The 19793-nt window shown below is 66.1% G+C and carries 25 protein-coding genes; all 25 read left to right on the plus strand.

Features of this window, described 5'->3' with window-relative positions; translation table 11 throughout:
• The first annotated feature begins 92 nt into the window (after positions 1 to 92).
• Positions 93 to 419 (plus strand): DUF736 domain-containing protein, encoded by a 327-nt coding sequence (locus tag MRBLMA1_RS17390; protein WP_031310163.1) that lies wholly within the window; start codon positions 93 to 95, stop codon positions 417 to 419.
• A gap of 182 nt (positions 420 to 601) precedes the next feature.
• Positions 602 to 844 (plus strand): helix-turn-helix domain-containing protein, encoded by a 243-nt coding sequence (locus tag MRBLMA1_RS17395; RefSeq protein ID WP_024021493.1) that lies wholly within the window; start codon positions 602 to 604, stop codon positions 842 to 844.
• Between the two features lie 45 nt (positions 845 to 889).
• Complete coding sequence (locus MRBLMA1_RS17400; RefSeq protein WP_363738465.1) at positions 890 to 1228, plus strand: DUF2285 domain-containing protein; 339 nt, start codon at positions 890 to 892, stop codon at positions 1226 to 1228.
• Between the two features lie 118 nt (positions 1229 to 1346).
• A complete protein-coding gene (locus MRBLMA1_RS17405; RefSeq protein ID WP_363738945.1) occupies positions 1347 to 1661 on the plus strand; it encodes a transcriptional regulator domain-containing protein in 315 nt (104 codons plus the stop codon).
• Positions 1662 to 1665: 4 nt separating this feature from the next.
• Positions 1666 to 2112: a DUF2285 domain-containing protein gene (locus MRBLMA1_RS17410; RefSeq protein WP_229002132.1), complete on the plus strand. Its 447-nt coding sequence runs from the start codon at positions 1666 to 1668 to the stop codon at positions 2110 to 2112.
• Between the two features lie 126 nt (positions 2113 to 2238).
• The gene (locus tag MRBLMA1_RS17415; protein ID WP_048648556.1) at positions 2239 to 2520 is read left to right on the plus strand and encodes a helix-turn-helix transcriptional regulator; all 282 of its coding nucleotides are present in this window, start codon (positions 2239 to 2241) and stop codon (positions 2518 to 2520) included.
• An 11-nt stretch (positions 2521 to 2531) separates the two neighbouring features.
• Positions 2532 to 3419, plus strand: coding sequence for a replication initiator protein A (locus MRBLMA1_RS17420; protein ID WP_363738467.1), 888 nt, complete (start codon positions 2532 to 2534; stop codon positions 3417 to 3419).
• Positions 3420 to 3627: 208 nt separating this feature from the next.
• Complete coding sequence (parA, locus tag MRBLMA1_RS17425) at positions 3628 to 4266, plus strand: ParA family partition ATPase (RefSeq protein ID WP_363738469.1); 639 nt, start codon at positions 3628 to 3630, stop codon at positions 4264 to 4266.
• Positions 4263 to 4517 carry a hypothetical protein gene (locus MRBLMA1_RS17430; protein WP_363738471.1) on the plus strand — a complete coding sequence of 85 codons (255 nt, stop codon included), beginning with the start codon at positions 4263 to 4265 and terminating at the stop codon, positions 4515 to 4517. The genes parA and MRBLMA1_RS17430 overlap by 4 nt, the downstream gene beginning before the upstream one ends.
• Positions 4514 to 5032 carry a DUF2840 domain-containing protein gene (locus tag MRBLMA1_RS17435; protein WP_363738473.1) on the plus strand — a complete coding sequence of 173 codons (519 nt, stop codon included), beginning with the start codon at positions 4514 to 4516 and terminating at the stop codon, positions 5030 to 5032. Before MRBLMA1_RS17430 ends, MRBLMA1_RS17435 begins: the two co-directional genes overlap by 4 nt.
• Positions 5029 to 5574, plus strand: coding sequence for a S26 family signal peptidase (locus tag MRBLMA1_RS17440; protein WP_363738474.1), 546 nt, complete (start codon positions 5029 to 5031; stop codon positions 5572 to 5574). Before MRBLMA1_RS17435 ends, MRBLMA1_RS17440 begins: the two co-directional genes overlap by 4 nt.
• A 45-nt stretch (positions 5575 to 5619) precedes the next feature.
• Positions 5620 to 5967 carry a DUF736 domain-containing protein gene (locus MRBLMA1_RS17445; protein ID WP_363738476.1) on the plus strand — a complete coding sequence of 116 codons (348 nt, stop codon included), beginning with the start codon at positions 5620 to 5622 and terminating at the stop codon, positions 5965 to 5967.
• A gap of 3 nt (positions 5968 to 5970) precedes the next feature.
• A complete protein-coding gene (locus tag MRBLMA1_RS17450) occupies positions 5971 to 6735 on the plus strand; it encodes a lytic transglycosylase domain-containing protein (protein WP_363738478.1) in 765 nt (254 codons plus the stop codon).
• A 244-nt stretch (positions 6736 to 6979) separates the two neighbouring features.
• Positions 6980 to 8719, plus strand: a complete 1740-nt coding sequence (locus MRBLMA1_RS17455) for a relaxase/mobilization nuclease domain-containing protein (protein WP_363738479.1) — start codon at positions 6980 to 6982, stop codon at positions 8717 to 8719.
• A gap of 25 nt (positions 8720 to 8744) precedes the next feature.
• Positions 8745 to 10730: a conjugal transfer protein TraG gene (locus tag MRBLMA1_RS17460; RefSeq protein WP_363738480.1), complete on the plus strand. Its 1986-nt coding sequence runs from the start codon at positions 8745 to 8747 to the stop codon at positions 10728 to 10730.
• A gap of 11 nt (positions 10731 to 10741) precedes the next feature.
• Positions 10742 to 11176, plus strand: a complete 435-nt coding sequence (locus tag MRBLMA1_RS17465; RefSeq protein ID WP_363738482.1) for a CopG family transcriptional regulator — start codon at positions 10742 to 10744, stop codon at positions 11174 to 11176.
• A 172-nt stretch (positions 11177 to 11348) separates the two neighbouring features.
• Positions 11349 to 12377: a P-type conjugative transfer ATPase TrbB gene (gene trbB / locus MRBLMA1_RS17470; RefSeq protein WP_363738484.1), complete on the plus strand. Its 1029-nt coding sequence runs from the start codon at positions 11349 to 11351 to the stop codon at positions 12375 to 12377.
• The gene (locus tag MRBLMA1_RS17475; RefSeq protein ID WP_414714773.1) at positions 12374 to 12721 is read left to right on the plus strand and encodes a TrbC/VirB2 family protein; all 348 of its coding nucleotides are present in this window, start codon (positions 12374 to 12376) and stop codon (positions 12719 to 12721) included. The genes trbB and MRBLMA1_RS17475 overlap by 4 nt, the downstream gene beginning before the upstream one ends.
• Positions 12721 to 13002: a VirB3 family type IV secretion system protein gene (locus MRBLMA1_RS17480; RefSeq protein WP_363738485.1), complete on the plus strand. Its 282-nt coding sequence runs from the start codon at positions 12721 to 12723 to the stop codon at positions 13000 to 13002. Before MRBLMA1_RS17475 ends, MRBLMA1_RS17480 begins: the two co-directional genes overlap by 1 nt.
• A 14-nt stretch (positions 13003 to 13016) precedes the next feature.
• Positions 13017 to 15476 (plus strand): conjugal transfer protein TrbE, encoded by a 2460-nt coding sequence (gene trbE, locus MRBLMA1_RS17485; protein ID WP_363738486.1) that lies wholly within the window; start codon positions 13017 to 13019, stop codon positions 15474 to 15476.
• Positions 15473 to 16237 carry a P-type conjugative transfer protein TrbJ gene (gene trbJ, locus MRBLMA1_RS17490; protein WP_363738488.1) on the plus strand — a complete coding sequence of 255 codons (765 nt, stop codon included), beginning with the start codon at positions 15473 to 15475 and terminating at the stop codon, positions 16235 to 16237. Before trbE ends, trbJ begins: the two co-directional genes overlap by 4 nt.
• A gap of 10 nt (positions 16238 to 16247) precedes the next feature.
• A complete protein-coding gene (gene trbK-alt, locus MRBLMA1_RS17495; RefSeq protein WP_363738489.1) occupies positions 16248 to 16637 on the plus strand; it encodes a putative entry exclusion protein TrbK-alt in 390 nt (129 codons plus the stop codon).
• A 1-nt stretch (position 16638) separates the two neighbouring features.
• On the plus strand, positions 16639 to 18018 hold the full coding sequence (gene trbL / locus MRBLMA1_RS17500) for a P-type conjugative transfer protein TrbL (RefSeq protein WP_363738490.1): 1380 nt from the start codon (positions 16639 to 16641) through the stop codon (positions 18016 to 18018).
• 3 nt (positions 18019 to 18021) lie between these two features.
• Positions 18022 to 18705 carry a conjugal transfer protein TrbF gene (gene trbF, locus MRBLMA1_RS17505; RefSeq protein ID WP_363738491.1) on the plus strand — a complete coding sequence of 228 codons (684 nt, stop codon included), beginning with the start codon at positions 18022 to 18024 and terminating at the stop codon, positions 18703 to 18705.
• Positions 18702 to 19730 carry a P-type conjugative transfer protein TrbG gene (gene trbG / locus MRBLMA1_RS17510; RefSeq protein ID WP_363738493.1) on the plus strand — a complete coding sequence of 343 codons (1029 nt, stop codon included), beginning with the start codon at positions 18702 to 18704 and terminating at the stop codon, positions 19728 to 19730. The genes trbF and trbG overlap by 4 nt, the downstream gene beginning before the upstream one ends.
• Positions 19731 to 19793 lie beyond the last annotated feature (63 nt).

The raw sequence follows: 19793 nt of genomic DNA on the forward strand, positions 1-19793 counted from the left end.
CTGCGGGGTGCGCCGTCAATCGCCTCCGACCTCTCGATCGCCATCGAGGCCGCAATGGTGCGGGCTCGCAACAGAGTTCAAGGAGAACTACCATGGCGACCATCGGCACCTTCAAGAAGACCGGCAACAACGAGTTCACCGGCGAAATCGTTACCCTCAGCGTCCAGACCAAGAATGTCCGGATCGTCCCCGAGGCCCGCGCTACGGGCGAGAACGCCCCGAGCCACCGCGTCTTCGTAGGCCGCGCCGAGATCGGCGCCGCCTGGTCCAAGACCTCCAACGAAGGGCGTGCCTATCTGGGCCTGAAGCTCGACGATCCCAGCTTCAACGCCCCGATCTACGCTAACCTCTTCGACGACGAGGAAGGCGAGACCCTCTCGCTCATCTGGTCCCGTCCCAACGGGCGCCGGGGCGACTGAGGCCCCCCGCGAGGCCCCGACCGGAAGGCCGGGGCCTCGGCTTTGCTGCGACCGAATCAGTTGCGATCTCGGCGGCCTGACAGAGAGCAAATAAGCACTTCTGACTGGAATACGCTGCCAAGAACGACTATTATAGTCGTAGTTTTGGCGTACGCGTAGGTCCGTGTGGGAGGTGATCATGCATGATCACCGCCCGACAGTTTCGGGCCGCACGTGCGTTGCTGGGTTGGACACAGGAGACGCTCGCTGACAAGGCCCGGGTCTCATTGACCGCGCTCAAACGCCTCGAATCCACCAGTGGCCTCGAGGTTTTTGAGAGCACGCGCGATGAGGTGAGACGGGCTTTCGAACGCGCCGGCATTGTCTTCCTGAACTCCGATCAGGGCAAGGGAGTGCTGCTCGTTGATGCGAAGAAGGAAACCTGACGTTCGACAGGTCGCGGCGTTGCAAATTCGTCTCGCGTCAAGGTCATGCGTTATCATTCCGATCAAATCACGGTTAACAATATCCTCCAGTTTGGATACATCTCGCCATCGGGGGATGTTGTGACCAAAGACGATTTTCTCGACCAGCCGCCGGCTGGGGCGGCATTGACCGCCTATGACGAGGCGCATCTGAAGCTGTACGTCCGGCTGCTGGATGCCGACGCTGAAAAAGCCGACTGGCGCGAAGTCGTCAAAGTCCTCTTCGGCCTCGATGCCAAGGCCGAACCGGAACGCGCTCAGCGCATCTACACCAGTCATCTCGACCGCGCGAAATGGATGACGAAGAGCGGTTTTTGCGAGTTGCTCCAGGGCCGCCTGCACTGAGGTGATGCGTAAACCGCATCACGTTGCGGCCACTTCGTTCTTCCCGCGCTCCGTTCAACCCGGAATCGTATCCACTGCAAAACTCGCGTTGCACAACCTTACGCGGAGGCAGTGGAGAATGTCCGAGGATGAAAGTTGGCGGTCTGAAGCCGCCTATGACTATATCGACAAGTTGACGCCCAGCGATCTCGCCTGGGAGTTCCTGCGTCGCAACCCTGAATACAGAAAATCCTATCAGGAGCTGGTAGCCGTCGGGCGGTTGACCGAGGATGTCGCGGGCGAGTTCGCCGAGCAATGGGGCTTGCGATTTCGTCGCCGACCCTCGCAACTCCGCGCTCATCCAGCCAATCTTCTGGATCCCGCAAACCAATCCGGCGACACTGCCGTTCACCGTCGGACCGAACCCGGCGGGACATCTCCGCCTCCGCGTTGAGGATCTGCACGCCCACGCCATCATCGAGCATGATCCTGGTCTGATCCGGCTCGTACTGCGCGGCGAACCCCACGACGTCGCCCTGATCGGCGTCGATGATGCCCGCCCCCTTGGCGCGTTCATCATATTCGATGAGCTGACGCCCGACCGACTGACCGCGGTTGAACGCCTCTGGCACGCGATGTTCGGCAAGCGCGTGCCGCCCGATCCACGCCTGACGCCACAAAGACGTCAGCGCGCCCGCCAGATGCTGCGTGCGATCGACGCGCGCGCGAGCGGCGCCATCTACCGCACCGTCGCCGAGCATCTCTTCCCCCAGCACAAGATTGACGCAGCATCGTGGGTCGGCGACCCGATCCGGGAGATCACCATCCGTCTCGCCCGCGACGGCATGAAGCTCGTTCGCGGCGGCTACCGGACGCTGCTGCGCCGCCCACGCCGGGATCGCTGATATCCACTCGCGTGTCGATTTTAGCATCTTACTTCGACATCGTCCGGGGCGCCGTCTTCGCGCCACCGTGCTCGCAACCCGCCGCTTATTCGAAGCGGCCGCCCGCGAGACCACGGAGGTGCGATCATGGCCGAAAGAGCCGCCAATTTACCGCCACGCTACCTGAGAACGCAGGAGGCGGCGCGCTTCCTCGGCCTTTCCGAACGCACCCTTGAGAAGCATCGGACCTACGGGACCGGTCCGATCTACCGCAAGCTCGGCGGCCGCGTGGTCTATTCCGTCGACGACCTTCAGGCCTGGGCGGATCGCGGTCTCGTCACCTCCACGTCCGATCCGCGGGGCGGCACTGTTTTACCGGCAAAGCGTCAAACAGCCTCGACCGCCGCCGGCGGACGCTTCCCGCGCTGAGACGACCGGCCATGTCGTCCCGCCACACCCAATACGATGAGCGCGCCCAACTCGATCTGTTCCGGGCGCTGCCCGGCGATCTCGCACCCCGCGATGCGCAGGACCTCATGGCCTACCCGTTCTTTTCGCTCGCCAAGTCGAAGCGTCTGGCGCCGATAGACTTCAAGGCCGGGTCGGTGAAGATCCGTGTCGAAGCGGTGCCGGAACATGGCATGGCGACGATCTGGGACGCGGACGTCCTGATCTGGGCGGCCTCGCAGATCGTCGAGGCGCGCGATGTCGGCCTGCGCCCCTCGCGCCTGATGGCGACCACCCCCTATGAAATCCTGAACTTCATCGGCCGCGGCGTATCGCTGCGCGACTACGACCGCCTCAAGGCGGCACTCGACCGATTGCAGTCGACCACGGTCGCGACCTCGATCCGCCAGCCGACCGAGCGGCGGATGCACCGCTTCTCCTGGATCAACGAATGGAAGGAACGCGCCGACCATCGCGGCCGTCCGCTCGGTCTCGAACTGATCCTCCCCGACTGGTTCTATGGCGCGGTGCTTGACGATGCGCTCGTGCTGACGATCGACCGCAAATACTTCGATCTCACTGGCGGCCTGGAGCGCTGGCTTTACCGCCTCGTGCGCAAGCACGGCGGCAAACAGGAGTTCGGCTGGAGCTTCGACTTCCCGCACCTCCACGCGAAATCCGGCAGTCTCTCTCCACTCAAGCACTTCGCCTACGACCTGCGCGACATCGTCCGCCGCCAGCCGCTGCCCGGCTACCGCCTGACCATCGAGCAATGCCTCGGCGGTCCCGAAATCCTGTCCTTCGCACCCACCGATCCCGACGCGCTCGGCATCCCGCGCCGCCGTCGCCGCTCGTCAACTCGCCCTGGGGATAAGCTGTGAATCATCTCGTGCTATCAGGGACCGGCACTATCGTGCCATCGGGGACCGGACTCTCGTGCTATCGGGGACCGGAATCGCCGATTCATCGCGCTGAATCAGTCGCTTGCGAGCCCTGTAACTTATCTAACCTAGATTCCTTCGGAATCTTTCTAACGCAAACCCGTTTTTCGACCGCTGTGGACGAGTCCCCTTTTCCCGGGAGACCGTCATGATCGTCGCGCTCCTCAACCAGAAGGGCGGCGTCGGCAAGACGACGCTGGCGCTGCATCTCGCCGGCGAATGGGCCCGAGGCGGCAAGCGCGTCACGCTGATCGACGCCGATCCGCAAGGCTCGGCACTGGACTGGTCGCAGCAGCGCAGCCGGGAGGGGTTGGAGCGGCTGTTCGGTGTCGTCGGCCTGGCGCGCGACACCCTGCATCGCGAGGCGCCGGAGCTGGCGCGCGACGCCGACCATGTCGTCATCGATGGGCCGCCACGCGTCGCCAGTCTCATGCGCTCGGCGTTGCTCGCCGCCGATCTCGTCCTGATCCCGGTGCAGCCGTCGCCGCTCGACGGCTGGGCTTCGGCCGAGATGCTGGCGCTGCTGGGCGAAGCGCGCATCTACCGCCCCGAGCTTGCCGCTCGCTTCGTGCTGAACCGTTGCGCGGCGCGCACCGTGCTAGCCCGCGAAACTGCCGAGACGCTCGCCGATCACGATCCGCCATTGCTGGCGACGACCATCGGTCAGCGCATCGTCTTTGCTGATGTTGTGCAGACCGGACGGATCGCCGCCGAGCAGGACGAAAATAGCCCGGGCGCGCGCGAGATCGCCGCGCTTGCGGCCGAGGTGACGAGGATCGGCGCATGAGCGAACAAACCCCCAAGCGCGGCTTCGCATCCCGGCCCAGTGATCCAGAGAGTTGGATCAAGGCGCCCGATCGCCAGACCCAGCGCGCTCAACCCACCGACGACTTCTCGGCCAGACTGACCATCGACGTCACCGCCGACATGCGCGGCCGGATCAAGATCGCGGCCTTCCAGCGCGGCCAGACGGTCGCCGACATGCTCCGCGCACTGTTCGAGCGCGAATTCCCACCATCCCAAGGAGACGCCCAATGACCGGCCTTGCCGCCGCATCCGTGCGCGCCGGCCGCGCCCCTCACGCGCCGCCGGAGGATCTCACCCAGGTCGAGCTCGTCTGGATTGAAAAGCAGGTCGAGCACTGGATCCGCTTCGGCCACGAGGTCCACGAACAGGTCATCGACCGTCGCCGCCGTATCCTCTTCTTCCCTCCCGGCACGACCTTCGCGCTGGTGCGCTGGGCCGCGAACGAGCACGGCACCGTGCTCTCCCGGCTCGACATTCTGCGCGCGGTCGCTTCCGGCGAACCCTGCCAGACGCTCCCGACCGTGACGCCCGGCGGCGACATCCTGCTACGGGTCGATGGCTGGCGACAAGTGGAGCGCATGCTCCAGCACATCGACGCGATCGAAGCGGCCAGCATCGATCCGGTCGAGGTCGCGCCCGATCACTGGCGGCACGTCCACAACCGCCTTGCCGCCGGCGAGACGCCCCGCGCGTACACGATGCAGCGCCATCGCGCCTTCCTCTTAGCGCGGAGGATCGGTGCATGACCCGGTTCGGCTACGCCGTCACCACGACCGCCGCTGTGTCACTTCTCGGCGTCCTGTCGCTCGTCTCCTTCGCGCCTAAGCTGATCTGGAACGCGTCGGCCAGCACGCCGATCGGCCTTTACGCCATTGAACCGGACCAGTCCCCGGACGTGACCGATCTGGTCGCCGTTCGCGCGCCCGAGCCGCTCGCGAGCTTCCTCGCCGAGGGCGGTTATCTGCCGCGCGGCGTGCCGCTGATGAAGCGCGTCGTCGCCCTTCCTGGTCAACGGATTTGCCGGACTGGCCTCGCCATCACCGTCGACGCCGTGCCGATGGGTGAAGCGCTGGACCGCGATCGCAGGGGCAATCCGCTGCCCGTCTGGCAAGGTTGCCGCGTCGTCGCTGAGGGCGAGCTGTTCCTGATGAACTGGCAGGTCCGCGACAGCCTGGACGGCCGCTATTTCGGACCGCTTCCCGCCTCCGCCGTCATCGGCCGGGCGATCCCCCTCTACACCGACGAGGACGGCAATGGCCGCTTCGTCTGGCGCGCGCCGACGCGGTGACGACGTGCCCAATCCCAATCTCACCGCAATCCCAAGGAGGAAATCATGTCCCTGATCGGTCAGTTCACCCGCGACGATGGCGGCTTCATCGGCCACTTGGAAACACTCCTGCTGCACCAGGACATCATCATCATTCCAGCCGAGGCTTCCGATGCCGAGAATGCGCCGGATTTCCGCGTCCACGTTTTCGACGGAATGAATAACGAACCCCGCGCCGAGCTCGGCGCGGGTTGGAAGCGCACCGGCGAGAAAGCCGGCGAGTACGTCGCGCTACAGCTCGATGATCCATGCTTTCCGCAGCCGATCCGCGCCAATCTGTTCCAGTCGGCCGACAACAAGTCCGCCTGGGGCCTGCACTGGAACCGCCCGCCCAAGCGCGGCGAGCGGGACTGAGCGATGCCGGCCCGACGCCATCGCGCTGTCGTCGGACGGTTTCCCACCGTCCGGCACACAACCTTCCTCCTCCTTTCCGGTCTGTTTACCGGCCTGTCGACGACCGTCCCGGCCGCCGCACAGGACGCGCCGGTGGAGCGCCCATCACCTAGCGATCCCTATGCTGGTCATATCGCCAACGCAGCGCGCCGGTTCGGCATTCCGGAGGCGTGGATTCGGGCCGTCATGCGCGTTGAAAGCCGCGGTAATGTGCGCGCGATCTCGCCCAAGGGCGCGATAGGCCTGATGCAGATCACGCCAGCGACGTGGGGCGATTTGCGCGCTCGACATGGTCTCAGCGGCGATCCCTACGACCCACGCGACAACATCATGGCGGGCGCTGCGTATCTGCGCGAGATGCACGATCGCTACGGTTCGCCCGGCTTTCTGGCGGCCTACAATGCTGGTCCCGGGCGCTATGAGGAATATCGCGCGACGGGTCGCCCTTTGCCGGCCGAAACGCGCGCCTATGTCGCCGCTCTCGCACCGATCATCGGTGGCGGCGATATTGCTGCCCCCGTCACGGTAGCGACCGCCGATCCGCTCGCCTGGACCCGTGCGCCGCTCTTCATCGTGCAGGTCGATAGCAGGCCGCGTGCAGATCAGCAGCAGCCCGATGACGATCCGACTGTACCATCCGCCTCGGAGTCCGGGCGCGATCCGGCGCTGCCTGCGCCGCGATCGGACGGCCTCTTCGTGGCGCGAAGCGACATTGCGAGGCCGCGATGAGGGGCTTCGCGATCCCTGCGGCATTTTCGGGTTCTGGCGTGAGATTGGCGTCAGAAGTGGGAAGAGCAGTCACCACAACCGCACGATGGCAGGATAAAGGGCCGCGATGTGCGGCCTTGTGCGGTTGTGGGTTTTCAAGGGGTTGTGGCGCGTTTACGCGATGTGCGCCTGATCGGCGCAGCCTGCGCGCGCGGCGCTTTTCCAGCAATTTCCTCGGCTTTGCGCGATGTGCGGGGCCACGTCCATGAGCGCCGAGGACGATTTCCGCATCCGGCCAGGTCGGATCCGCTCGACGCGCGCCCAGCAGGCCAGACCCTTCATCGCGCAGGCGCTCGCCGCCGCGCAGAAGGCCGGCGGCGCGGTATCCCGGCAAGGAAGGATCGGGCCCGGCAATCGCTCCCGGTTCGGCCGCGGCCAGCGCGCGGCGGTGCAGGCCAACCGGCTGCTGACCGCCCGCTCGCGGGGCGCCGTCGTCAAGGCGCGGGTCGTGCGCCAGGGCGGACGCAACGCGCCGCTCGGCACCCATCTCAATTATCTCCGCCGCGAGGGCGTGACCAAGGATGGCGAAAAGGCCCGGCTGTTCGGTCCCGGCGGGGATGATGCCGATCCCAAAGCCTTCGCCGAGCGGTGCGAGGACGACCGGCATCACTTCCGTTTCATCGTGTCGCCCGACGACGCGGTGGAGATGGCGGACCTCAAGGGCTTCACCCGGGAGCTGGTCGGTCAGATGGAGAAGGATCTCGGCACCCGGCTCGACTGGGTCGCTGTCGATCATTGGAACACCGAGCATCCGCATGTGCATCTGATCATGCGCGGCGTCCGCGGCGACGGCGAGAACCTCGTGATCTCGCGCGACTACATCAAGGAGGGCATGCGTGACCGAGCGCGCGATCTCATCACGCAGGAGCTGGGACCGCGCACTGATCTGGAAATCCGTCGCACCATTGAGCGGCAGGTCGAGTCCGAGCGCTGGACCAATCTCGATCGTCAGCTCGTGCGCGACGCCTACAGGGCCGGTGTCCTCGACCTCGCGCCGCATCCGGACCGGCAGCCGGATGAATTCCACGCCCTGAAGGTCGGGCGGCTGCGCAAGCTCGAAGGCCTTGGCCTCGCCGACGAGATCGGTCCCGGCCAATGGACGATCTCGGAGAAGGCCGAGGCGACGCTGCGCGAGCTCGGCGAACGCGGCGATATCATCAAGCGCATGCACCGCGCGCTGACCGACCGCGGCATCGAGCGCGGCGCGGCAAGCTATGTCCTCGCCGGCGAAAGCCTGAACGACCCTGTTGTCGGCCGGCTGGTAACGCGAGGTCTCGACGACGAACTCAAGGGCACGGCCTATGCCCTCGTCGACGGGGTCGACGGCCGCACCCACCACATCAAGCTGCCCGACCTCGAGGCCGCAGGCGACAGCGCGCTGGGCTCGATCGTTGAACTGCGCAAGTTCGACGACGCGCGGGGGCAGCGGCGCGTCGCGCTTGCCGTCCGCTCGGATCTTGACATCTCTGCCCAGGTAACCGCGAGCGGCGCGACCTGGCTCGACCGGCAGGCGATCGCCCGCGAGCCCGTCGCGCTTGGCGGTGGCGGGTTCGGCGTTGAGGTGCGCGAGGCGATGGACCGCCGCGCCGAACATCTGATCGAGCAGCGCCTGGCCGAACGCCATGGCCGCAGCGTCATCTTCTCCCGCAACCTCATCGATACGCTGCGCCAGCGCGAGGTCGAAGCGCTCGGCGCCAAGCTCGCGGCCGAGACGGGACGCCCGTTCGCGAAGGCCGGAACGGGCGAATATATCGCCGGGACCTATCGCCAGCGCTTCGCACTCGCCTCCGGCCGCTTCGCCATGATCGACGATGGTCTCGGCTTCCAACTCGTGCCCTGGACGCCCTCGCTCGAACGCCAGATCGGCCAGCATGTCTCCGGCGTCGCCCGCGGTGACGGCGGTGTCGACTGGAGTTTTGGGCGCAAGCGCAGCCTCGGCCTTTAGCGCCCAACAGACAAGGAGCACTGCCATGTCCGCGACGAAAATCCTCTGGGGCCAGATCCTCACCGTCTTCATGATCGTGCTGCTGACGACCTGGACCGCGACGCAATGGACGGCATGGCGGCTGGGCTTCCAGCCGCAGCTCGGCCCGCCCTGGTTCGAGGTCGCCGGCTGGCCCGTCTATTACCCACCGGCCTTCTTCTGGTGGTGGTATTTCTACGACGCCTATGCGCCGCCGATCTTCGTTGAGGGCGCCTATATCGCCGCGTCCGGCGGCTTCATCTCGATCGCCGTGGCGATCGGCATGTCGGTGTGGCGGGCGCGCGAGGCGAAGAATGTCGAGACCTATGGCTCAGCGCGCTGGGCCCGGCTCGACGAGGTGAAGGCGGCAGGGCTCCTCGGTGCCGATGGCGTCGTGCTCGGCAAGCTCGGCCGCGATTATCTGCGTCACGATGGTCCCGAGCATGTGCTGTGTTTCGCGCCCACCCGTTCCGGCAAGGGCGTCGGCCTGGTCGTGCCCTCGCTGCTGACCTGGCCCGGCTCGGCCATCGTCCATGACATCAAGGGCGAAAACTGGCAGTTGACCGCCGGCTTCCGCTCCCGCCATGGCCGCGTCCTGCTGTTCGACCCGACCAATGCTAAGTCGGCTGCCTATAATCCGCTGCTCGAGGTGCGCCGCGGCGAATGGGAAGTGCGCGACGTTCAGAATATCGCCGACATCCTGGTCGACCCGGAAGGCAGCCTCGAGAAGCGGAACCACTGGGAGAAGACCAGTCACGCCTTGCTGGTTGGCGCCATCCTGCATGTCCTCTACGCCGAGAAGGACAAGACCCTAGCCGGGGTAGCGGCCTTCCTCTCTGATCCGAAGCGCCCGATCGAGTCGACGCTCGCCGCGATGATGAAGACGGCGCATCTGGGCGAAGCCGGGCCGCACCCGGTGATCGCCAGCGCCGCCCGCGAGTTACTGAACAAATCGGACAATGAGCGGTCGGGCGTGCTCTCCACCGCCATGTCATTCCTCGGGCTCTATCGCGATCCCGTGGTCGCGGAGGTCACGCGGCGCTGCGACTGGCGGATCGGCGACATCGTCGGCGGCAGGCATCCGACGACGCTCTACCTCGTGGTGCCGCCCTCCGACATCAATCGCACCAAGCCGCTGATCCGCCTGATCCTCAACCAGATCGGGCGACGGCTGACCGAGGACCTGCAGGCGAAGAGCAACCGCCATCGTCTGCTCCTCATGCTCGACGAGTTTCCGGCGCTCGGGCGGCTCGATTTCTTCGAATCCGCGCTCGCCTTCATGGCCGGCTACGGGCTGAAGAGCTTCCTCATCGCCCAGTCGCTCAACCAGATCGAGAAGGCCTACGGCCCCAACAACTCGATCCTCGACAATTGCCATGTCCGCGTCAGCTTCGCGACCAATGACGAGCGGACCGCCAAGCGCGTATCCGACGCCCTCGGTACCGCCACGGAGATGAAGGCGATGAAGAACTATGCCGGGCACCGGCTTTCGCCCTGGCTTGGCCATCTGATGGTGTCGCGCTCGGAGACGGCGCGGCCGCTGCTGACCCCCGGCGAGGTGATGCAGCTCCCGCCTGCCGACGAGATCGTCATGGTCGCCGGCACCCCGCCGATCCGTGCGAAAAAGGCGCGGTATTTTGAGGACGGAGGGTTTCAGGAGCGGGTTCTCCCGCCGCCTGCGCTAACAAAGTCTGAGAAACCTCTGCCTGACGACTGGAGCGCTCTGGCGCCGCCGCCCGCGCCGATCCTCGCGGAGCCCGTCGCCGCCAAACCCGCGGAGGACGAGGACACCACGGACTCCGAACGCCGTCACCAGCCCGAGTTGAGCCGCGTGGAGCCACCCGAGAAGAAGCCAGCGATCGACAACGAGTTCGAGATCGATCCGGTCAACGAGCCGGAAGAGGACGTTGCCAGCAACAGCCGCCTGCGCGACACCATGCGCCGGGTCGCCCGACAGGCCTCGCTCGATCCAGGCGACGGCATCGAGCTGTGAAGGGAGAAACCATGTCGAAACCACCCAGGAAGCAGCGGCTGTCCGTCTATCTGGAGCCCGAGGTGATGAAGGCGTTGGCGCTCCATGCCGCGCGTCGCGATCTGTCGCTCTCACTGGTCGCCGAGGCGGGAATCGCCTCGTTCCTGTCGCCCGATGCGGCCGAGCGCCAGGAGGCCGCCATCACCAAGCGCCTTGACCAGCTCGACCGGCGGATGACGCGTATGGAGCGCGATGTCGGCATCGCCGTCGAGACGCTCGCCATCTTCGTGCGCTTCTGGTTCAACACCACGCCAGCCTTGCCCGAAGCGACGGCGCAGGCCGCCCGCGCCAAGGCCGCCGAACGCTATGATGCCTTCGTTGCCGCGCTCGGCCGGCGGCTCGCCAGCGGACCGAAGCTGCGCCAGGAGATATCCGAAGATATCGCCCCCACGCGCGACGCGGAATAATCACCCGCCAAGCGCATAACAAGTATTCAGCCGTTCCGCCGTTTCCCTGTCTTTGTACGCCACAGTACGGCGACCACATTCTGGTTGTTGTAATGCCCTGAATTCTGCCCCTTCTACTTATCCCCGATCCAGGGCCGCGCATCGGGCGCGTCCGCAAAAGAACGGGGACGACGTGGCAAAGCCCCACCAGAAATCCGAGGCGATCCTTCGCGGCGCGCGCATGCTTCGCACCGCGCTAGGCCCGGCGATCACCGGCTTTCTGGAAGACCCCGCGATCGTCGAGGTGATGCTCAACCCCGATGGGCGGCTCTGGGTCGACCGACTCTCCGAAGGGCTGTCCGATACCGGCGAGCGGCTGTCGCCCCCCGATGGCGAGCGCATTGTACGCCTAGTCGCGCATCACGTCGGCGCCGAGGTTCATGACGGAGCGCCGCGCGTCTCGGCCGAGTTGCCGGAGACGGGAGAGCGGTTCGAGGGACTGCTGCCCCCAGTGGTCGCGGCCCCTGCCTTCGCGATCCGCAAGCCCGCCGTCGCCGTGTTCACGCTCGACGATTACGTCACCGCCGGGATCATGACGGCGGGACAGGCCGAGGCGCTACGTCGGGGCGTGGCGTCCCGCGCCAACATCCTCGTCGCCGGCGGCACCTCGACCGGCAAGACGACGTTGACCAACGCACTGTTGGCGGAGGTCGCGAAGACATGCGATCGCGTCGTCATCATCGAGGATACGCGCGAACTGCAATGCGCCGCGCCGAACCTCGTCGCCATGCGCACCAAGGATGGCGTCGCCTCACTCTCCGATCTCGTCCGCTCCTCGCTGCGCCTGCGGCCTGACCGAATCCCGATCGGCGAGGTGCGCGGCGCCGAGGCGCTGGACCTGCTCAAAGCGTGGGGCACCGGCCATCCCGGCGGCGTTGGCACGATCCACGCCGGCAGCGCCATCGGCGCGCTGCGCCGCATGGAACAGCTCATCCAGGAAGCCGTCGTCACCGTGCCCCGCGCGCTGATCGCCGAAACGATCGATCTCGTCGCGCTACTCTCCGGCCGTGGCTCCCAGCGCCGGCTCTCTGAACTCGCCCGTGTCGAGGGCCTCGGCCCGGACGGCGATTACCGCGTCGTGCCCGCCGTCACGGAGGGCGACGGCGGTGCGGCCTCCTCCTCCCACGCCCTCAGCCTCAACCCTGAAGGAGACCCCCTGTGATCCAAGCCCTGCGCCTCTCGCGCCTCAATCAGGCCCGTCAGCGCCTCGCCATGACCGTATCGGCGGCCACGCTGTCGGTGGTGGCGGCGGCGCCCGCCCATGCCTCCGGCTCGTCGATGCCGTGGGAACAACCACTCCAGCAAATCCTCCAGTCGATCGAAGGCCCCGTTGCCAAGATCATCGCCGTCATCGTCATCATCTCGACGGGCCTGGCGCTGGCGTTCGGCGACACGTCGGGCGGGTTCCGCCGCCTGATCCAGATCGTGTTCGGCCTGTCAATCGCCTTCGCGGCCAGCTCGTTCTTCCTGTCGTTCTTCTCGTTCGGCGGCGGGGCGCTGGTCTGATGGCGGGCGTCGTCGATCAGGGCGGAGAGGTGCCCGGCTATACCGTCCCGCTGCACCGGGCGCTCAGCGAACCGATCCTGCTCGCCGGCGCGCCACGCGCCATCGCGATCCTCAACGGCACGCTGGCCGGCGCGGTCGGCCTGGGCCTGCGCCTCTGGCTGGTCGGTCTCGTTATCTGGGCGATCGGCCATTTCGCGGCGGTGTGGGCGGCCAAGCGCGATCCTCTCTTCGTCGAGGTCGGCCGCCGCCATCTGCGCATCTCCGCGCACCTTTCGGTCTGAGGGGGAGCGCGACCATGATGAACCTCGCGGAATACCGTAACAAAAACGCCCGGCTCGCCGACTTCCTGCCGTGGGTGGCGCTCGCCGGTCAGGGCATCGTGCTCAACAAGGACGGCAGCTTCCAGCGCACGGCACGGTTTCGTGGTCCCGATCTGGATTCGGCGGTGCCCGCCGAACTGGTCGCGGTCGCCGGTCGCCTGAACAACGCTTTCCGCCGCCTCGGTTCGGGCTGGGCGATCTTCGTGGAGGCACAACGCCATGCCGCCGCGACCTATCCGAACAGCGTATTCCCGGATTCCGCCTCCGCGCTGGTCGATGCCGAGCGCAAGGCCGATTTCGAGGAAGCCGGAACGCATTTCGAGTCCAGCTACTTCCTGACCTTCACCTATCTGCCGCCCGCCGAGGGCGCCGCCCGTGCCGAGACATGGCTCTATGAGGGCCGCGAGAAAGTCGGCATCGATCCGCACGAGGTGATGTCGGGCTTCACTGATCGCACCGACCGGCTTCTCCGCCTGATCGAAGCCTTCATGCCGGAATGCCGCTGGCTCGATGATGGAGAGACCCTGACCTATCTGCACGCTTGCGTCTCCACGCACCGGCACCGCGTCCGCGTCCCCGAAACGCCGATGTATCTGGACGCACTGCTCGCCGATCAGCCGCTCACCGGCGGGCTAGAGCCGCGCCTTGGCAGTCAGCATCTGCGCGTGCTCACCATTACCGGCTTTCCGACCGCGACCACGCCTGGCCTGCTCGACGAATTGAACAGGCTGGCCTTCCCGTATCGCTGGAGCACCCGCGCGATCCTGCTCGACAAGACCGATGCGACCAAGCTGCTGACGAAAATCAGACGACAGTGGTTCGCCAAGCGTAAGTCTATCGCCGCGATCCTCAAGGAGGTGATGACCAACGAGCAATCCGTGCTGGTGGACACGGATGCGTCGAACAAAGCGGCCGACGCCGATCTCGCGCTTCAGGAACTTGGCGCGGACTATGCCGGCATCGCCTATGTCACCGCCACCGTGACGGTGTGGGACGCCGATCCGCGTATCGCCGACGAGAAGCTGCGCCTCGTCGAGAAAGTCATCCAGGGCCGCGACTTCACCGCGATGGCCGAGACCATCAACGCGGTGGATGCCTGGCTCGGCAGCTTGCCCGGCCACGTCTACGCCAATGTCCGGCAGCCGCCGATTTCCACGCTCAATCTCGCCCATATGATTCCGCTCTCCGCGGTGTGGGCGGGGCCGGAACGGGATGAGCATTTTGCAGCGCCGCCCCTGCTGTTCGGCAAGACCGAAGGCTCGACCCCGTTCCGGTTTTCCCTCCACGTCGGCGATGTCGGCCACACGCTGATCGTCGGGCCGACCGGTGCCGGCAAATCCGTGCTGCTGGCGCTGATGGCGTTGCAGTTCCGCCGCTATGCCGGCGCGCAGGTCTTCGCCTTCGACTTCGGCGGCTCGATCCGTGCTGCCGCGCTCGCCATGCGCGGCGACTGGCACGATCTCGGCGGCGGGCTGACAGAGGGCAGCGCCGACAGCGTGTCACTGCAACCGCTCGCCCGCGTCGATGACGCGGCCGAGCGAGCATGGGCCGCTGACTGGATCGTCGCGATCCTTACGCGTGAGAGCGTCGCGATCAGCCCGGAGGTGAAAGAATACATCTGGACGGCGCTGACCTCGCTCGCCTCAGCGCCGGTCGAGGAGCGCACCATCACCGGCCTTTGCGTCCTGTTGCAGTCGAACGACCTGAAGCAGGCGCTGCGGCCATACTGCATCGGCGGCGCCTGGGGCCGGTTGCTTGATGCCGAGAACGAGCATTTGGGCACGGCAACCGTTCAAGCCTTCGAAACGGAGGGGCTGATCGGTACTGACGCCGCGCCCGCCGTACTCGCCTATCTCTTCCACCGGATCGAGGACCGCCTAGACGGCTTGCCGACGCTCATCATCGTCGATGAAGGCTGGCTGGCGCTCAACGACGAGGGCTTCGCCGGCCAGCTCCGCGAATGGCTGAAGACGCTGCGCAAGAAGAACGCCTCGGTTATCTTCGCCACTCAGTCGCTCAGCGACATCGACGGCTCGGCGATCGCACCGGCGATCATCGAGAGCTGCCAAACCCGGCTGCTGTTGCCGAACGAACGCGCGATCGAGCCGCAGATCACCACCATCTATCGGCGCTTCGGCCTCAACGATCGGCAGATCGAGATCATCGCGCGGGCGATGCCCAAGCGCGACTACTACTGCCAGTCGCGGCGCGGCAACCGGTTGTTCGAGCTGGGCCTGTCCGAAGTGGCGCTGACACTTTGCGCGGCGTCCTCGCGCCAGCATCAGCAGCTCATCGCCGAGGTCTATGCCCGCGCGGGCACCGACGGCTTCCTCACCGGATGGCTCGCGGAAAATAGCCTTGCCTGGGCGGCCGACATGATCGGCGATCTCACCAACATCATCCCGCAATCCAAAAACCCGGAGGTTCAGTCATGATCCGTATCCGTTCGCGTTCGCGCGTCGCGCTTGTCGCCGCGTCCATGCTTTCTGTACCGCTCGCTCTGTCGCCGATCGTCACGACGCCCGCTTACGCGATCATCGTGTTCGACCCGTCGAACTATGCGCAGAACGTCCTCCAGGCCGCCCGCGCCCTCCAGCAGATCAACCAGCAGATCACCTCGCTTCAGAACGAGGCGCAGATGCTCATCAATCAGGCGCGCAATCTGGCGAGCCTGCCGATCTCCTCGCTCCAGCAGATTCAGCAGTCGGTCCAGAAGACCCAACAGCTTCTCAATCAGGCGCAGAACATCGCCTACGACGTCCAGGCGATCGATAAGGCGTTCCAGACCAAATACGGCAACGCCTCCATGTCGGTGTCCGACCAGCAACTCGTACAGGACGCCCGCTCGCGCTGGCAGAACACGGTGGGCGGCTTGCAGGATGCGATGAAGGTGCAGGCCACAGTCGTCGGCAATATCGACACCAACCGCACGGAGATGTCGCGGCTGGTCGGTGCCAGCCAGGGGGCGACCGGGGCGTTGCAGGCGGCACAAGCCGGCAACCAACTGCTCGCGCTCCAAGCGCAGCAACTTGCCGACCTGACCGCGGTCGTCGCGGCGAACGGTCGGGCACAGGCCCTATCGGATGCCGAGCGCGCGGCGGCGGCCGAACAGGGCCGCGAGCAGCGCCGCCGCTTCCTGACGCCGGGCGCGGGCTACCAGCCCGGCAACGCGCAGATGTTCCATAGCGGCAACTGAGGGCGGCGCGATGGACGGTAAAGCAATCGCGCGCATCGGCGCTGTCGCCTTCGTCGCCCTCGCCAGCGTCGCGACGGCGATCGAGATGAACCGCCATGACGATCCGCAAGGCAATGTCCCGGTACAGGCGCAACCCATACCGGAGCGAGATCCACTCGATGCGGAGCTGGCACGGTGCAGCAGCATCGGCGAAGCGGGGCCACGCGATCCATCCTGCCTGAAGGCGTGGGCACAAGCGCGCCGCCGCTTCCTTGGTCAGCGCGAACCAGTCGGGCCATCGGCATCATCCGCGCCGACGACACTATTCCCGAACACACCTGCCTCCGCTGGCTCGGCGGCGAAGGTGACGCAGCCAGAATCTTCCAGGCCGCTCGCGTCTCCCGACGAAGGAGCGCGCTGACATGCAAGGCACCGGCGTGATCGATCATTTCCTCGACGTCTTCACTCGCTATATCGACAGCGGCTTTGGTTTGCTTAAGCCCGAGGTGGCATTCATCGCCACCACGCTGATCGTCATCGACGTGACGCTGGCGGCGCTCTTCTGGTCGATGGGTGCCGACGAGGACATCATAGCCCGCCTCGTCAAGAAGACGTTGTTCGTCGGCGTCTTCGCCTGGATCATCGGCAACTGGAACAATCTCGCCCGCATCATCTTCGAGAGTTTTGCCGGTCTCGGCCTGAAGGCCAGTGGTACGGGCTTCTCCGTTTCCGATCTCATGCGCCCCGGCAAGGTCGCGCAGACCGGGCTCGATGCCGGTCATCCGCTGCTCGACTCCATCTCTGGAATGATGGGCTACTGGTCCTTCTTCGAGAACTTCATCCAGATCGCTTGCATCTTCTTCGCCTGGGCGCTGGTGCTGCTCGCCTTCTTCATTCTCGCCATCCAGCTCTTCGTGACGCTGATCGAGTTCAAGCTTACGACGCTGGCCGGTTTCGTCCTGATCCCCTTCGGCCTGTTCGGCAAGTCCGCCTTCATGGCCGAGCGGGTGCTCGGCAACGTTATATCCTCCGGCATCAAGGTATTGGTTCTGGCCGTCATCATAGGCATCGGCTCGACGCTGTTTTCCGAGTTTACGCGCGGCTTCAACGGCGCAACGCCCTCGATCGACGACGCCATGGCAATCGTGCTGGCGGCCCTGTCGCTTCTCGGTCTCGGCATCTTCGGCCCCGGTATCGCCAACGGTCTTGTTTCCGGCGGCCCGCAGCTCGGCGCGGGTGCTGCGATCGGAACCGGGCTTGCCACAGGCGGTATGGTTGCGGCCGGCGGAGCGGCCATCGGCGCGGTGGCATCCGGCGGCGCATCCCTCGTTGGCGGTGCTGCCGCAGCCGCGCGCGGCGGGGCCGCGCTCGCGGGCGGCGCATCCACAGCCTACAGCCTTGGCGCTGCTGGCCAATCCGGCGCATCTGCCGTGTCCTCCGGTCTCGGCAATGTCGCCAGCACTGGCGCGCAGGCTGCCTTTTCGCCCTTGAAGAAGGCGGCAGGGCGCGCCGCCGACAGTATGAAGTCCAGCTACCAGTCCGGCGCGCGCGCGGCGTTCGAGGTATCCGGCAGCTCATCAACAGGCGGCACGATTGGCGGCATGGGCGGCGGTGACGCCGAGGGCGAAGCCGCTCCGACCGCATCCTCTTCCGCTCCCGCCGCTGGCAGCCCGCCCGCCTGGGCCAGGAAGATGCAGCGCTCTCAGAAAATGTCGCACGCCGTCCAGGCCGCCGCGCACGCCGTCAAATCCGGCGATGCCCACGGCGGTGGCTCCTCCGTCAACCTCTCCGAAAGCGACTGATCCATGTTCAGAAGACCCGCCGCGCATTACGGCAAATCACCCCAACCCGAGACCCCATATCAGCGCGCCGCCCAGGTCTGGGACGACCGCATCGGTTCAGCCCGCGTGCAGGCGAAGAACTGGCGGCTGATGGCCTTCGGCTCGCTGGCGCTTTCTGCCGGTCTGTCGGCCGCGCTGGTTTGGCAATCGCTCAGCGGCTCGATCGTGCCGTGGGTGGTGCAGGTCGACAAGCTCGGCCAGGCACAGGCCGTCGCACCTGCGACCGCCGACTATCATCCCAACGACGCGCAGATCGCGTTCTACCTCGCGCGCTTCGTCGAGCAAGTCCGCTCGATACCGGCCGATGCCATCATCGTGCGGCAGAACTGGCTGCGCGCCTATGACTTCACCACGCAGGGCGGCGCGCTGGCGCTTAACGACTATGCCCGCGCCAACGACCCCTTCGGCAAGGTCGGCAAGAGCCAGGTTGCGGTCGAGGTATCGTCGGTCATCCGGGCCTCACCGTCGAGCTTCCGCGTCGCCTGGATCGAGCGCCGCTATCAGGACGGGTCGCTCGCCAGCACCGAGCGCTGGTCCGCCATTCTCACCGTCGCCGTCCAGCCGCCGCGCGATGCCGACACGCTCAGGAAGAACCCGCTCGGAATCTACATCAACGCCATCAACTGGTCGAAGGAGCTTGGACAATGACGCCTGCCTCTCGCAAAACCGGGAGGCCGGCTTTCCGTAAAGCCGCGTTCCCGCTGATCCTGTTTTGCACGTCGGCGCTCGCTGGCTGCGCCGGACGTGTACCGCCACCCGAGATCTCCTATGATGACGCGGCCCCGGCCGTACAGACAGTCGATCCTCCGGCACCCGTCACCGTCGTCAGTCTGCCCAAGCCGCTGCCGCTTCCCGGCCAGTTGAAGCCGGTCGGGAAGGACGGCAAGCCCGTGCCCGAGGCCGCCGATCCGACCGTCCGCGTCAATCAGGCCAATGCCGCCGCCCGGATGCAGCCGGTGCGCAACGGCTTCATCAATGCGATGCAGGTCTATCCCTTCGTCGATGGCGCGCTCTATCAGGTCTATGCCGCACCGGGGCAGATCACCGATATCGGTCTCCAGCCCGGCGAGCAGCTCGTCGGCTCCGGTCCCGTCGCAGCCGGCGACACCGTGCGTTGGATCATCGGCGATACCGAGAGCGGCACGGGTTCGGGCAAACAGGCCCATATCCTGGTGAAGCCAACGCGGGCGGAGCTGACGACCAATCTCGTCATCAACACCGACCGGCGCACCTATCATATGGAACTGCGTTCCACCGAGAAGACCTATATGGCGTCGGTCTCCTGGCAATATCCGCAAGACCAGCTCATCGCGCTCCGCCGCCAGAACAGCCAAGCGGAAGCCGTGCAGCCGGTCGCCAGCGGCGTTGATCTGTCGAAGGTCAATTTCCGCTACCAGGTCACGGGCGACCGCGCTCCGTGGAGACCGCTCCGCGCCTTCGACGACGGCCGGCAGGTGTTCATCGAGTTCCCGCGTGGCATCGCGCAGGGCGAGATGCCACCTTTGTTCGTCGTCGGCCCCGAGGGGGCGACCTCCGAACTGGTGAACTACCGCGTGCGCGGCAACTACATGATCGTCGACCGGCTGTTCGCGGCCGCCGAACTGCGCTTCGGGGCTGACAAAAACCAGAAGCGCGTCCGCATCAGCCGTACCGACGGGAGGCCCGCGTCATGAGCGGCGGCCCGATCAATGCTGACAAAGAAGAAGGCGCGGAACGCGAGCTTACTGGCGAGCCGG

Source organism: Sphingobium sp. LMA1-1-1.1 (genome assembly GCF_040676365.1).
Classification (GTDB): domain Bacteria; phylum Pseudomonadota; class Alphaproteobacteria; order Sphingomonadales; family Sphingomonadaceae; genus Sphingobium.